The 14528-nt window shown below is 48.0% G+C and carries 12 protein-coding genes; 6 read left to right on the top strand and 6 right to left on the bottom strand.

Annotated elements, in window-relative coordinates; all coding sequences use genetic code 11:
- Positions 1-26 precede the first annotated feature (26 nt).
- Both ACFQZR_RS22980 and ACFQZR_RS22975 read left to right on the top strand, forming a co-directional pair.
- Positions 27-1373 carry a YheC/YheD family endospore coat-associated protein gene (locus ACFQZR_RS22980; protein WP_379350259.1) on the top strand — a complete coding sequence of 449 codons (1347 nt, stop codon included), beginning with the start codon at positions 27-29 and terminating at the stop codon, positions 1371-1373.
- Positions 1374-1390: 17 nt separating this feature from the next.
- Positions 1391-2530: a YheC/YheD family endospore coat-associated protein gene (locus ACFQZR_RS22975; protein WP_379350257.1), complete on the top strand. Its 1140-nt coding sequence runs from the start codon at positions 1391-1393 to the stop codon at positions 2528-2530.
- Between the two features lie 109 nt (positions 2531-2639).
- On the opposite strand, the gene ACFQZR_RS22970 is transcribed toward ACFQZR_RS22975, so the two are convergent.
- The 6 genes from ACFQZR_RS22970 to ACFQZR_RS22945 are packed head-to-tail and all read right to left on the bottom strand — an operon-like array spanning position 2640 to position 9327.
- Complete coding sequence (locus ACFQZR_RS22970) at positions 2640-3839, bottom strand: YheC/YheD family endospore coat-associated protein (RefSeq protein WP_379350255.1); 1200 nt, start codon at positions 3837-3839, stop codon at positions 2640-2642.
- Positions 3840-3846: 7 nt separating this feature from the next.
- Entirely contained in the window at positions 3847-4314 is a 468-nt protein-coding gene (locus ACFQZR_RS22965) for a GNAT family protein (RefSeq protein WP_379350253.1), read from the bottom strand.
- Between the two features lie 21 nt (positions 4315-4335).
- The gene (locus ACFQZR_RS22960; protein ID WP_379350251.1) at positions 4336-5448 is read right to left on the bottom strand and encodes a YheC/YheD family endospore coat-associated protein; all 1113 of its coding nucleotides are present in this window, start codon (positions 5446-5448) and stop codon (positions 4336-4338) included.
- Complete coding sequence (locus ACFQZR_RS22955) at positions 5449-6822, bottom strand: YheC/YheD family endospore coat-associated protein (protein WP_379350249.1); 1374 nt, start codon at positions 6820-6822, stop codon at positions 5449-5451. It abuts the gene before it with no gap.
- Positions 6819-7949: a YheC/YheD family endospore coat-associated protein gene (locus ACFQZR_RS22950; protein ID WP_379350246.1), complete on the bottom strand. Its 1131-nt coding sequence runs from the start codon at positions 7947-7949 to the stop codon at positions 6819-6821. The genes ACFQZR_RS22955 and ACFQZR_RS22950 overlap by 4 nt, the downstream gene beginning before the upstream one ends.
- 13 nt (positions 7950-7962) lie before the next feature.
- Positions 7963-9327 carry a YheC/YheD family endospore coat-associated protein gene (locus tag ACFQZR_RS22945; protein ID WP_379350244.1) on the bottom strand — a complete coding sequence of 455 codons (1365 nt, stop codon included), beginning with the start codon at positions 9325-9327 and terminating at the stop codon, positions 7963-7965.
- Positions 9328-9474: 147 nt separating this feature from the next.
- Here ACFQZR_RS22945 and ACFQZR_RS22940 point away from each other — a divergent pair, with 147 nt between their 5' ends.
- From ACFQZR_RS22940 to ACFQZR_RS22925, 4 genes are all read left to right on the top strand, one after another.
- A complete protein-coding gene (locus tag ACFQZR_RS22940; RefSeq protein ID WP_379350242.1) occupies positions 9475-10641 on the top strand; it encodes a DUF445 domain-containing protein in 1167 nt (388 codons plus the stop codon).
- A gap of 226 nt (positions 10642-10867) precedes the next feature.
- Positions 10868-11203 (top strand): YlbF/YmcA family competence regulator, encoded by a 336-nt coding sequence (locus ACFQZR_RS22935; protein WP_018756092.1) that lies wholly within the window; start codon positions 10868-10870, stop codon positions 11201-11203.
- A gap of 113 nt (positions 11204-11316) precedes the next feature.
- Positions 11317-11610, top strand: a complete 294-nt coding sequence (locus tag ACFQZR_RS22930; RefSeq protein ID WP_018756091.1) for a hypothetical protein — start codon at positions 11317-11319, stop codon at positions 11608-11610.
- 148 nt (positions 11611-11758) lie between these two features.
- Entirely contained in the window at positions 11759-14485 is a 2727-nt protein-coding gene (locus tag ACFQZR_RS22925; RefSeq protein WP_379350239.1) for an Ig-like domain-containing protein, read from the top strand.
- Positions 14486-14528: the final 43 nt, after the last annotated feature.

Raw genomic sequence — 14528 nt, 5'->3', positions numbered from 1 at the left:
ATTCGTAGAAGTGTGGGAGGCTGTCGATGAGTTCTGCAAATTGTTCGATACAGATCGCTCCCGGGCATGGTATTCGTATTTCTTCTCAACTACTCAAGACGCTCGGGATTGGGAAACCTCGCCAAATCAGTCTCAAGTTCGGTAGTAAATTAATAACTTCTGATTTGGTTCTGACTCACAGACAAGGTCATTCCTTGCGTTTATCCTCAGCGCTGTCTAATGAACTGAAGCTTCCCCATGCGGGGAAATGTCTCGTCACCAAACGAGGTGACAACGAGATTCAAATTGGTCCACTCATTGGGATCCTGGCAGGACGTACGGAGCACGGAGGGATTTCCTTCGGAGGGATGTCAGGTTTTTTCAGGCAGCTGATTAGCGCAGGCGAGGGTAAATCATATAGTTTTGCCTTTAGTCCAAAGGATGTGAACTGGGAAGAGGAGACCGTTACGGGTTATTTTCCTCAAAAAACAGGAGGGTGGATTCGCAGGAAGCTTCCGCTGCCGGATGTCGTATATAACCGAATGCAGAGTCGACAGGCCGAGCGGGTGACATCGATGGGTAGCTTCAAAGAGCGTTTCCTGCGTCGATCCATTCCGTTATTTAACTGGAGCTTTTTTGATAAGTCGGATGTCTATAAGCTGCTTGTTGACGATCCGCTCGCGAAACATATTCCAGAATCGCATTTGAGTCCGACGTTGAATACGATGAAGGAGATGCTAAGCAAGCACGGAACGGTCTATCTGAAACCGTCAGGTGGTAGTCTTGGGGTTGGTATTTATAAGCTGATACGTCATCGAGAACGTCGTTATACGGTTCGTTATCGGAGTCGTGGTCAGAATAGAGTCGTGCACTATACAAGTGCGGATCGCATGTTGAACACGCTGATGAAGCATCAGCGAAGCCGATTCCATCAGTATATTGCTCAGCAAGGGATTGATCTCATTCAGGTAGATTCGTGTCCGGTTGATTTTCGATTCCATATGACCAAGGACGGAGAAAATCAATGGGTCGTCGCTGCGATTGGCGCCAAAAAAGCGGGGAAAGGCAGCATTACGACACATGTAGCTAGCGGCGGCAAGCTGCTTTCGACAGAGCAAGTATTTCGACAGACATTCGGAGGAGAGGCTCCACAGATGCTGCGAAAAGTAAGGTCAACCGCGGTTGATCTAGCGCGAGCTATTGAACGTAATTATCCATATTTACTAGGGGAAATTGGCTTTGATCTAGGGATCGATCGGTCCGGTAAGGTCTGGATGTTCGAAGCGAATGCGAAGCCAGGCCGCTCCATCTTCAAACATCCTACCGCGAAATCCGGGGAGCGTGCCTCGCTCGACAATTTGATTGACTATTGCAAATACCTTAGCAAGTTTTGACCTGGGAGGGTAGGGTGATGACAACAGATCAGGCTCAGGCGCGCAGACGTCCTGTCATAGCTATCTTAACAGCCAAGGATCAACATCGAAGTATGCGCGGAAGATTCAGCAATTTCAGCGATATCATTCGGGTCGGCAAAAAGCTCGGAGCAACGGTGTATGTCACGACCGCAGAGGATATCCGGTCATCGCAGAAAAAAATTGTGGGTCTCTATTACAGTAAGCAGTCTGGCATGTGGATGACGAAGTCCTTTCCTGCACCCCATGTGATCTATAACCGGATTCCCTTCCGTAAATATGAGGCGAAGCCGGAAATACAGCAGACCATTCACAATTTTTTGCAAGATCGCAAAGTGAGGTTATTCAACCCGTTTTTCTTCAATAAATGGACCCTCTATGAATGGTTGTCTCGCGCCAAATCTACGAGGACATCGCTGCCGAAGACAGAGAAGCTCACGTCCTTCTCCATCCTGGAGACCTATTTGGAGCAGCATGCAGCTGTCTATTTGAAGCCGATTCATGGGAAAGCCGGCAAAGGCATCATGCAGGGGCAAAGACTGAAGAATGAAGGCGGTCCGAAATACAGGCTTATTTATACCAAGGGGAAGAAGCGGCACGTTCATAATTTCTGGACGATTCCCGAGATGTGGCTACATCTGAGGCAGAAAATGGGGGCCAAAGAATATATCGTGCAGCAAGCGATTGATTTAACGAAATCGAATGGTGATCCGTTTGACCTTCGGATTCTCGTACAGAAGAATCAGACGAATACGTGGCAGTTGACAGGGATTGGCGCACGTGTTGCAGGTAAGCGAAGCATTACGACCCATGTCCCAAGGGGAGGATCAATTCAGAGCGCAATCAAAGTGCTTAAGGCGGTATTCGGCGCGACAAGGGCGCAAGATATCAAAGAGAACGCGGGAACATTAGCACTCGTCATTGCGGAACAAATTGAGAAATCATCGGGATATGAACTGGGTGAGATGTCGATGGACATCGGCGTGGATAGCAACGGGAAGCTGTGGTTTTTCGAGGCCAATTCGAAGCCGATGAAATTCGACGAACCGCGTATACATCGTAAGTCTCTCAAGACGTTAATCCAATATTGTATTTATCTCAGTTCGCTGAGCACAGATAACTATACGGATAACCCTTAGATCAAGTGATTTAAGGGTTTTTTTCTGTTATCGACGTTCGTAATAAAACGATAATGAGAAGCCCTCCATAATCGTATGGAGGGCTCTATAATAAGGGTCAAGGTTGATCTCATAGATTCGTAATATCTTCTAAGTTAAGCAGTGTATCGAAGGAGGTAACCCGGCTCTCTTTTCTCCGTATTCTTTCGCGGGCATTTGGTTTGACTTTGCCCTTGAACATCGAATTGTAGACGAAGAAGGCGTATTCAATCGGCTTTATTATCGCTAGATTGTAAGTATCCTTCTCACCGGCTTTGGCGAATACTTCCCTCGCTGGTTTCGGATTGACTTCGAGCAGCCAAGCGTGCCCGCTGCGATCAATCGCTATATCGAGTGCGAGCTCACAGAGCGCGCCGTATTTCTCTTCCAGGAATTTTGCCGTCTCAATTCCTAGCGTCTCCATTTTTTCCTTGACCGTTCTGATCTTCTCGGGGTCTTCGATCCACTCTTTCAAGAGCTTCATCATCGGGACGGCTTCTCCGCCTCCATGCAGATTTGAGGTGACACTCCGTAAGGGACCTACCCGACCGGCACAGCCAGTTACCGTCCACTCCCCGCTGCCGTCCTTCTGGACGAGTAGACGGTAGTCGTGAACGCGGCCATTTGGCAGCTTGATAGCGATCCCTTGCTGCAGGATATAGCGATTCTTCGCATTCCAGCTAGAGAGCTTTGAGGCTAATTGTGAGGGTAGAATACGCTGAGGGGAGATGATATGACGTCTATGGTCTCGTCCTTGAATATCATATCGACGACTTCCAATCAGGCGTTCAATGCGCAGAATTCCGCGCCCGCCTGTACCGTTGATCGGCTTGAGAAAGACGAGCCTTTCCTTCTTCATCAGCAGATGTACATCGTTCGCAGAGTTATATAATTTAGTATAAGGCAAATGAGGTTTAATCAAGGGATGGTTACACAGAACTTGGTAGATGGTCCATTTGTTTCGAAGCGGACGATTCAGGAAATGTAAGGAGTTATATCTTGCCCGGAATTTCAGTAATTCCTTGAAGCGATGCGTATTCTGAATGCGGCAGCGGTCAAATATAAGATGTGGAAAAGGCGTCCATTTCCTCGTCCAAGTACGCGATTTGGGGTGATAGAACATCCCATAAATCTGTTTCTTATTCGAATCGACATCTTGCGGTGTAAAGACAAAAGTCTGCATCCCCAGTTTGTGGCTCGCTGCAATCATGCGCTGGTAGATGGGACGTTCCTCCAAATGTTTCTTCTCATTCAAATATAGCGTGAGTATACCGAGGACTGGTTGAGACAAGGCTAATTCACCTTCTTGCGTCGTATTCAAATGCTAATGTAGGTTTCCCCGTAGGCCCTTCCATGAGATGATGTGCGATTAAGCCCGCTTGAAAACACATGTGTAAGCTAGACAGGTTATCTATGGCCACATGGCAGGTAAGACTTCCGAGCCGACTAATCTGTTCTCGCATCAGCATCGAGCCGATGTGATTCCCACGGAATTCGGGATGAACGACGACAAGGCATGTCGTATTGCCGAAGTCTTCGACAAAAGATAGCCCGATTAGACGTGCCTTCGCTCGTGATGTTCGCTCGGTTGCAATCAAGAGCTGTGTTCCTTCTTCTTGTAATCCTCGTACAGGTAATGATTCCAGCTTCTTCAACGCATCGGTGGTGATTCGTTGATCGCCAGCGTTAATAATGAATTGGATAAATTTAGCACGAAGCACAGGCCATTTCTCTTCGTGCGGAGAGCGAATGACGCGAATGTCCACAGGGGTTCCTCCTGTCTTCCTCTAAGCTTGTTGCACGAGGAATGTGCTGTATTGGAAAATACGTTCAATCGAGCGCTTCCGAATATCCGGCTCATCAAATTTCATTGGCTTCGAATTGGCTTCGAAGAACCAAATATGACCTTGAGCATCTACGCCGAGGTCCATGGACATCTCACCCAATTGAAAGCCAGACCCACGTTCAAGCTGTCTGGCGATCGTTAAGGCGGTACTCCGGGCACGGGAAAGGATTCTTCGGGTTGGCACTTGCCCGAAAGCCGAGATAAGCAGCTTCTCGGGATCTTCGATGCTTCCGCCGCGTGGAACATGGGTGGTAATGCTAAGGGAGCCTGCCATGCGAGCTCCGATACCTGATACTTCCCATTGTCCTCGGCGATTTTTCTGGATGAGAACACGTAAATCGAAGGGCCTCCGTTGAATCGAGGCCAGCTCGATCCCTTGTTGAACAATATATTGGTTCTGTCCTGCCTCTTTCTTAATTCGTGTCCAGAGCTTGTTAAGGGTAGAGCATTTGTACGTGATACTATTCTTCTTATCCTGTATCTTCAGACGGAACGGGAGCGATCTGCTCGGCTGGTATTTCACCATCATGATGCCGACCCCGGCTTTACCGGATTCCGGCTTCAAATAGAGATAGGAGTGTCGCAGAAGCTGTTTGCCGAGCTCCGTCGAGCCTGTTAACCGATGCGTATTTGGGATATGAGGTTTCGTGGATTTGGACTTCTTGAGCCATTCGAATAGCTGCCACTTATTGAAAAAGTAAGGATTATACAGTTTAATCTTCGGATTCGCCAAACATTCTGCAATTTTGCTCTGTACAGCAGGTTCGATCTCATCTTCCCGAAGAGGAATACGATTATAGATGACATGGGGCGCAGGTAACCATTGCTGCACCCACTGATTTGATTCGTTGTAATACGTGTAGCCAGTGACTTTCGCCATATTGAGCTTTAAATCCTTAACTGTCACGACGTAGACCAGATACCCGAGTTCTTTGCCTGTTCGTAATATATCAATGAAATTGTCCCTGTTCCCCCGGAACATCAGATGGTCATCATCGACTGTTAGAATGGCGATAACAGGTTTTTCTGTAGCCTCTTGGGTGCTAGCATCCATCTAGCTCTCCCCTCTCCGAAATTTGCTGAGATACATGCAGTGTTCGATGATGTGAACGATTGACGCTTTCCCTTCCTTGCGCAGCGCAGGGTGCTTGAAGATCGATCTTCCAGGCTTCGCGTTCGCTTCGAACATCCATACCTGTTCATCTTGGTCAATACCAATGTCGAAGCCAAGTTCCCCGAGCAGGTGGGGGTAATTCTTCTCAATCGATTCCGCAAGGCTGATGGAGATTTCTTTGGCCTTCTGGAGCACTTCATTGCCTCGAGCCCCAAACGTCCGGCTTAATGCTTGTTCTGGCGTAAGAAGCTGGCCGCCGTTCTTGATATGGGTCGTGACGCTGCCTTTCCCGGCCTTCTTCGCGCCGATGCCGACGACGACCCATTGATTGCTGCCATTCTTATGCATATGGAATCGGAAATCAATCGGGCATTGATCAATCTCAATCAGTCGAATCCCTTGCTGAATGACATAGTTATGCAGGGCGCGGCCATGCCTTGCTTGGAGCATGCGCATGAGGCTGCTGAAGGTATTGAACCGCAGCAGCACATTGCTTCCCTTCGCACGGTACCTGGCGAAATACCCTTTCTTGGGATTATGGGTCAGACGATAAATGCCGATACCAAGACTTCCCGCCGTCGGCTTGTAGTAGAGGAATTGATGCTTCTCGAGCATCTCCTTCACCTGCTCCGATGTCGGCCCCATGACCGATTCGGGCACATATTGGTTCGCTACTTCGTCGTCCTTGAGCAGCTCGTAGACATCTGACTTATTGAAGAAACTCCAGTTAAAGAAGGGTATCTTACGTTTGATGAAGCGGTCTCGTAAGGTGCCAATCATCGACCCCGTCTCTGCGCGTCTGCTCGGCAGCCGATTATAGACGACATCCGGAAGAGGGACGGTCTTGCGCGTCCACGTGCCAGAATCACTCAGGAAATAGCCGAGGACAGTATCATCAACCCAGTTAATATCCCGGGGGGCGAACGCGAAAAAGAACCCTTTCTTATTGCCTTCACGCAGCAGTGATTTAATAAACTCGGTGCGGCTGCCAAAAGGATTCGTCGTCGTTCGTGCTGTTGAATCCGAGAGGATACCAATCAGCGGGCCGATCTGGACTTCATCTGCGTTGCTATTCAGCAGGTAGACATTACCGGAATTCGGGACCCGAATGGAATTACGAAGGCCGGTTGTGAGATAGAGGTGTTTCCCCGACTTCTTGATCGGCTTCATTGTCGCAGGAATCGATACTCTCCCAAGCTTGAGGTAAATAGACTTTTTGCCAGAAAGCTTCAATGTCTTCATCAGAGCATTGGATACATAGACGACCTTCTCGGGCTGCTGCGTAAAATGAACATTACAAACCATTAAACTCATGAAAGGACCCTCCTAAGTTGTCGAAGCAATAAATAACGGGCATATACAATGGGATTCTCAACAGATTTCAAGGCGGTGGAGCGGTCATTCATTTGCAGAAAGATGGATCGTCCTGGCTTGGAGTTAACCTCCAATACCCAGAGATTTCCGTTGCGATCGACACCAAAATCAATACCGAGCTCCGCTAATCTGCCGTGGCATTCTTCGAGCAGAATGGGAATCTGCTGTGAAAGTTCCTTGATGCTCTCTATGAGGGTTGCCGTCTTGTCGATGCCGAACTCATGTTCAAGGAACGGGATCGCTGCTTCTGCATGCCCGCCGCCATGCAAGTTGGAGGTTAGTGAACCCGGCTTTCCTCGTCTTACAGCCATCCCCGTCAATTGCCATTCACCATGCTCATTTTTCTGAACAAGGGATCGAATATCAAAGGGTTCTTCATTGCGATTATTTAAATACAAATAGGGCTGCATAATGAACTTACGCCTTCCAACCCACTGATGAATCCAGCGATACCCTGCTTCCTCTTGCTTAAACACGCGTTCGACGATATCGTTGCTCGCGTCGCGTCCGCGAATGCGTAATTTGCCGTCCTGTCTTCGCACATATAATGTGTTCTTGCCATGACTGCCGCCGTGTGGCTTCAGGAAGGCTTCACCACCACAGGATTCAATCCACTCCCGCAATGTAGTGATCGATTCGTAGAGCACAGTTTCAGGCAGATAGGGCTTCACGGCTTCATACCCACACATGATCTGATAGACATCCCACTTGCCTTTCAATCCACGGCCGAGGAATGTAATGGAAGCCAGTTCGTTCAGTCGCTGGATGGCACGTTGGGTTTCCAGGTATTTGTGAAGAGTTGGATAATAGCAACGGTCGTAGACGACTTTCGGAATAGGAAAAGCACCACGTTCCCAACCTTTATCGGTATAGGCGTAGCCAACGATATACCCGAGCTTGGGCCGTAACCAGGTCGGGGAGAAGACAAAGACGGTGATACCATGTTTACGCCCGACTTCACACAATCGCCGGCAGAATGATTTCTCAGGAATCGGGAGGTCCCCTCTCGTCTCACATACCATAATGCCAAGATATTGAGCGGGCTTATAGGCTCTATTTTTTGACACAGGCAAGACTCCTTTAGAATCCGGACAGGAAACGCGAGTATTCAATCATTTGCTTAACAGAAGGCCGGATCTTATTCTCTTTAAGTGGTGTATTGTCATTCTTGGATGGCTTCGAGTTGACTTCCAGCAGCCAAATATGTCCCGATGTATCGAGTGCGAGATCGATGCCGAGTTCACCAAAGTGTGCGGGAATGTAATCATCAACACCCTTGGCGATTTCAAGCGCTGCTTTATGAAGACGAAGATGTGCATCCCCTTTATTGCCGGGTGGGAGGTTGGATTTACTCACCGCTTCCTTTACTGTACTCAGCGTTCCGCCTCGTGCGAGATTGGATACAAAGTGATGATCCCCAGCCGTCCGTGCGACAATCGAGGTGACATGCCATTTACCTGTTGCATTCTTCTGCACCAAGGCGCGGAAGTCAATGGGACGCTTGGTATTGTCGATGAGATTGAGTCCTTGCTGCATCTGATAGCGTGTCGTTTTCATTTTGACCGAGAGGCTAGAGAACAGTTTCGGTAAAGAGGGATAGGTGGCTCGCCGCGTACCGTTCATCGTGGCATAATGCGCTTGATATGCGATTCCGCCATTTTGCTTGCTCACACGGATGATTCCTTTCCCGAGGCTCCCGCGAATAGGCTTGAGGAACACATGGCTGTATTTGGCGCACATGCTCTTCAATCCCGCAAAATTGCGCAGCATATGGGATTCTGGTAAAAATCGCTGCAAGGACGTATCTTTGCGAAGGGCCTCGAAGACTTCCGACTTATCGAGAAATTTCTCATTGAAGAATGGGGTATTGTAACGGGATTTTACTTCTTTCAGAAAATACTGTACGCTAGGTTTGTTCTCAAATTTTCTGGATGTAAGTCGGTTATTGATGACATCTCCAATGGGAAGTATCGACTTCTGCCAACGGCCATTATAGACCCAGCCTTGAAGTTGATATGTGCTCGAGCCGATATGATCCGGAGTGAAGAAATACACAAAAGCACCTTGTACGCGGCAGGCGTCGACGAGTTCTTTGCAGAAGCTCGTGATGGTGCCAAAGGGTTTATCCGAATCTTCCGAATAGTCACGGGTGATCAACACGCTTATAAGTGGCCCCATCTTGAGTACTCCGCTTTTGTAATTCAATCGAAGTTGAACACCCGAGAACAGCCCTGTTTTGCGCGCCAAAGCGGGGTGGATCCGGATTCCGTCGTACTTTGGTACGGGAATGACTTTCACGTGTTGTCTGAATGAACCGAAATGGAGCATCAAGTATTGGTGGGTAGGGATTTTCCACTGTTTGATCGTACTTTCCCCAATCATGAGCACGTCTTCTTGTATGATGCCGGAGCTGGTCACCTGGATGGGGAATTTGCTTTTAGACATTGTGGAGCTCCTCTCAACTACAACTTAATGGGACTAGAGTGGCCTACTGTACTACACTGCATAGATTCATCATATGAGGACATATTTCCCTTGGTGATTGACCCACTTACGAAAAACAAAGAAACCAACAAGAAATGGGGGATTAGGATGCCGACATGGTTATATATTCTTATTAGTATTGCAGTCGCCGCCTTTGTGGGTGGTCTGACCAATCATTTTGCCATTAAAATGTTATTTCATCCGAGAAAACCGATTTACCTAGGGAGCTGGCGCGTTCCATTCACGCCAGGATTAATTCCTAAGCGCAAAGAAGAAATAGCAGGTTCGCTTGGCGAAATTGTCTCGGATTACCTCGTAACAACGGAAGGTCTGCAGGAGCTCCTGCAAAAGCCTCACTTCCGAGCCCAAATTGAGAACAGATTGATTGAGGGTATACAGCGGTTAGGTCAAGATGAGCGAACACTCAAAGAATTCGCGCTTGGATATATGTCAGAAGAAGCGTGGGAAGCTTACAAAGATCGAACGGTCCTCTGGCTTCAGGGCGCGGTGGATCAGGGTATCAAGTGGACGTGGAATCGATATGAACTGGCGGACAAGCCTCTTCATGAACTAATTCCAGGTTGGTCGCCTGAGCTGATGACACGGTGGTCCGATATGGCCGCGGAAGGCATTATGAGCGCTGTTCGTGAAGAGATTACTTCCCTACAAGGTCAACGGATGCTCAGACGTGTAGCTTCGGGGCTCGTGAGCCAGTCGGGTGGATTCCTGGGCGCGATGGCTTCCATGTTCATGGATGAGGAGAAGATCGTTCAGAAGATAACCCCTGTCTTGGTCGAGCAGCTAGAGTCGGAACATGTTCGGGTTATTCTTAGTACGAAGATCGAACGTAAACTTGAATCCTTGTCGACATTGCCACTCGATCAGGTGCTCCGTTCCATGGCGGGTGAGGATGGATTGAACTGGATATCACGCCATGCCCGGAACATGTTACAATGGAAGCAATGGGTCCAGCAGGCGGAAGAAATACATATCGGGTCGCTCGTAAGTCGATTTGAAGAACGTCTAACGTTGGTTATGCCTCGTGTTGTTCAGGTGGCGCTAGGCATGTTGGAACGTAATATGGCGAATATCGTCAAGTCGATTCAATTGCCTCAGCTCGTTCGCGAACAGGTTGAGCGATTCCCGATCGAACGCTTGGAACAGATTATTCTGAGTGTGTCGGGACGAGAATTCCAAGCGATTACATGGCTTGGCGCACTGCTCGGCGGTATTATTGGGTTATTCCAGGCTCTGTTCATGCTATGGTTAGGGTGATGGAATCTCATTACAGATTGATAATAAGTGCGAGTTCAAAAAGACGGCATTTCAGCACCGAGAAGGTTGCGAGAACCTGAAGAAGGAGGAACGGAGTTTAGGCGAAACCTAAATGAGTACCGGACTTCAAAGGTGAACGCAAGATTCGATGTCGATTATGCTTCTTGAATGACTTCGTGATCAAATGATGACTTTTTGAACAACCATTATAAGGGAGAGAAGAAGAATGAATGTATACGATAAGGCACATGAGCTTGCAAAAGCGTTGAAAGATTGCCCAGAGGTGGCTGAAGTTAAAAGTATGATGAATTTGATCGCTGCAGACCCAGACAGCAAGCGTATGCTGGATGAGTTCCGTGCGAATCAAGCTGAGATGCAGCAGAGAATGATGTCAGGCGATATGCCGAATCCGGAAGAGATGGAGAAGATGGAGAAAATGTTCGAACTGCTCCAGATGAACCAACATATCAGTCGATTGTTCGATGCAGAGCGTCGTCTTAGTGTAATTATTGAAGACATTAACAAAATTGTGCTTCAGAACTTGGAGTTCCTATATCAATAAGTTGTAGCGAAAAAAGAATAGTTCTATTGCGAGCTCCTTTGCTTTTTGTCATATTTCGATCCTTATCCACATAGGGTGAAGAATAGGACAAACATGCAAAGGAGTTTTTGCGTATGCGTACTTGGAAAGTAGCAAAATCGGTTATTTATTTGGGGGTTGCTCTCGGCATGCTGCTCTTCGCTTGGCCGAAACTTCATCTATTATTGTCGTGGTCAGCAGGTACGGTATTCGTCTATGTCTGGCTCTTATTTGCTTTCTTAATCATTTTATCGCAGCTTCATTATTTATTGCTATCGAGCGAGCAGCAGGAGGAGAAAATTCAGCGCCTAAGAAGATATCGCCGTTTACAATGGCAGCAGAAGCTATCGCAGTCACTCGAACGGAAGACACGAATCAGAGGGGAATGATCCGATCTTTGTCGAGGCGAAGGGGTACAATTTTAATCGTTTTTGTCGAACAATATTTAGGCCCTTGGAACTGAAACTTTCTGGAAAAAAGAACGTCTATATCCATGCTTTGCAAAGCAGACCAGTGAGAATGGGGGAGGTTCGCATCATGCGAAGATGGGTATCGGTTTTATTAACGTTCATGCTCGTTTCCGTTAGTATCTCAAATCACGTATCAGCAGCTGCGCAGACGACACTAGAGAAGTATCAAATTCTGAAAGATAAGGGGATATTCACGGGATTCTCGGACGGCAGCGCAAGACTGAATGAGGAAATGTCGCGCGAGCAATTCGCTGCCGTCTTGTTCCGATTGATGGACTTGAAGCAAGTTCCCGGTTCACCGAGTTACAACGATGTACTTAAGACACGCTGGTCCTATGGATACGTAGAGGCAGCGACGCAAGCAGGTCTCATGAAGGGCCTTGGAGCAGGCAAGTTCGGACCTACAGCACCGGTGACGGTCGAGCAGCTTGCTACTATGCTTGTGCGTGCCTATGGTATCGAAGGATCAAGCAGCAATGGGGTTGGTGGCAAAGTATCATCTTGGGCGCGGAGTACGGTAGCTGTCGCACTCGATAAGGGCATTATTCCGATTATGTACGATTACACCGGGAATGCGACGAGAGCGCTGCTCGTGGACGCGACGTACGCCGCTTATCAGAAGATGGCTGAGCCTGAATACAAGACGCTTAAGGTGAAATCACTAGACGTCATTTCGAATACGAAGCTGGTCTTGAACCTCGATGAAGCGGTGTCTGTCATTAAACCGGACAATATTACGATTCGCAAGACCTATGGCAATAGCAAACTCACCATTCGCCAAGCTGTCCTGAGCAGTGACGGGAAGAAGGTTGAGATTATAACTGATCCACAAGAAGGATCCACACAATACACATTAACAGTAGATGACAATACGAAGCCATTCGTCTCGCTTGCTGTGGATACGACGAAGCCTCGAATCACCGAATTCCATACCGCTTCGAACTATTGGCTGTCAATTACCTTCTCAGAGCCTGTTGATCTAAGCTCTGCGACAGACTTATCCAATTACTCCGTGAATAACAACCTCTATCTATATCGTGCAGATCTCTCGAACGACGGCCGTACCGTTACGATTCAGACTTCAGAACAGAAGTCGAATACACGCTATACCTTTGTTGCTTATCGGGTCGCGGATAAGGCAGGCAATACACTCGATCCCGTTAACTTCAGCTTCGGGGAAGATGATGATCGATCGGGACCGACCGTAAAGAAGGTGACCTCCGATTCGAATCGTGTAACCATCTGGTTCGACGAACGTCTGGACCGTGGAACCGCGGAGGATAAGTACAACTACAGCATGAACGGAGATTTGGGATATCCATCGGGTGTCAGCTACAATGATTCGAACCAATCTGTCACGTTAACAACACCAGATCAAGTGAATGGGAAAGTATATACGATCTCGATGAAATATATCGAAGATCGCTTCGGGAACAGAATAAATAACCCGACGAAGGTTAATTTTACAGGCGTGAATGATGATGCATGGATGACATTAAACGTGCAGAGCATCCGGTCTATCGATTGGAATACACTCGAGATTCGGGTTGACGATCCGCTTACCGCTGCTGATCTTGCGCAGCTGAACGTGGTTGTGAACCGGGATAATGGGAATACCGTCTCCATGTCTGGATGGCAATCCTATGTGACGCAGCCAGACAGCCGAACGATCCGTGTACAATTCAGAACGGCGGATAACGGGAACCCGAATCTGTTCCGTGAGCAGCATACGATCCAAGCCTCCGTCTATGGACTGCCGAACTTGAATACGCGGAATCAAGCGAATGTGAAGTCGTTCTCGGGTACGGATTATGCGAATCCAATTCCAACGATCAAGCAGGTGAAGGCGCTCGATCAACGTTCTGTCCTTGTGCAATTCAGCGAGCCGGTTCGTAATGTGTCGCGCGATGGGTTCATCATCAAAGATGCAAAAGGCGGATACGTGACCATCAAATCGGATTCTATCAATAATCGCAATAAAATAGTCGATGAAGCTGTTCTTTATCTCGATTCGCCGACGGATGGGGATGTCTACACGATGACCTTTACGGGTGCCGTGACAGATGCAGCAGGTTGGAACAGCATGAAGGTTGCCGATGGATCGAATTCGTACAGTGTACAGTTCCGAGGCATTGGCGACAATAATGCAGCGCCGCGTATCGCAAGCACAGCTTCGACAGATCCGTATAATATTACTGTGCAATTCAGCGAACCTGTACGTAATGCGGAGAAGGGTCCTTTTACAATATGGAATGAGGAACGGAAAGCACTGGATCTGAAAAATGGAGAGAATGCTGCGTTCGAAGTGTCGGAAGACCGTACCAAGCTCTACATTCACTTATTTGCCGACAAGTTGGATGGCCTGAAGAAAAACGATGATTACAAATTAATCTATAACACGGATTCTGGCCGGATCGTGGATGATCAGGGTAAAGGGTATGACACGGCACAAGGCGCGAACGAGTCCAGCTTCAAGGCCCAAGGAAGCAAGCACGATGCATCATATATCGAGAGCGTATATGCGGAACGCACTAAAATCGTATTGACCTTGAGTGATCCTGTGCAAGGCTACAAAGGTCGGATCGATGATTTCGAAATCGTTATTAGTGGGAATCGTGTCACGCCTACAGCAGGTGAAATTTCGAAAGACGGAAAGACCATCACGCTGACGGTTGATCGCCTGGATAAGCGGAATCATGGACAGATTCGTGTGACAGATCAAGGATCGGGTTATCTCGTAGATGTGAATCACGTCGGTATGGATCAAGAATGGGTTAGCTTCCGTACGAAATAATACAGTGAGGATTCATGTGTAAAAAATCGCTTTCGAATGCTAT

The organism is Paenibacillus sp. GCM10027629 (assembly GCF_042676425.1).
Taxonomy (GTDB): Bacteria; Bacillota; Bacilli; order Paenibacillales; family Paenibacillaceae; genus Paenibacillus_K; species Paenibacillus_K terrigena.
Note: the sequence above shows the minus strand (reverse complement) of the source record. Positions and strands in the feature narration are given on the sequence as shown.

Bases quoted from the DNA above. Each gene is read 5' to 3' on its own strand.
- ACFQZR_RS22935 (WP_018756092.1), top strand. From the start codon at position 10,868: ATGAATGTATACGATAAGGCACATGAGCTTGCAAAAGCGTTGAAAGAT.
- ACFQZR_RS22925 (WP_379350239.1), top strand. From the start codon at position 11,759: ATGCGAAGATGGGTATCGGTTTTATTAACGTTCATGCTCGTTTCCGTT.
- ACFQZR_RS22955 (WP_379350249.1), bottom strand. From the start codon at position 6,822: ATGAGTTTAATGGTTTGTAATGTTCATTTTACGCAGCAGCCCGAGAAG.
- ACFQZR_RS22980 (WP_379350259.1), top strand. From the start codon at position 27: ATGAGTTCTGCAAATTGTTCGATACAGATCGCTCCCGGGCATGGTATT.
- ACFQZR_RS22945 (WP_379350244.1), bottom strand. From the start codon at position 9,327: ATGTCTAAAAGCAAATTCCCCATCCAGGTGACCAGCTCCGGCATCATA.
- ACFQZR_RS22960 (WP_379350251.1), bottom strand. From the start codon at position 5,448: ATGGATGCTAGCACCCAAGAGGCTACAGAAAAACCTGTTATCGCCATT.
- ACFQZR_RS22940 (WP_379350242.1), top strand. From the start codon at position 9,475: ATGCCGACATGGTTATATATTCTTATTAGTATTGCAGTCGCCGCCTTT.
- ACFQZR_RS22930 (WP_018756091.1), top strand. From the start codon at position 11,317: ATGCGTACTTGGAAAGTAGCAAAATCGGTTATTTATTTGGGGGTTGCT.
- ACFQZR_RS22975 (WP_379350257.1), top strand. From the start codon at position 1,391: ATGACAACAGATCAGGCTCAGGCGCGCAGACGTCCTGTCATAGCTATC.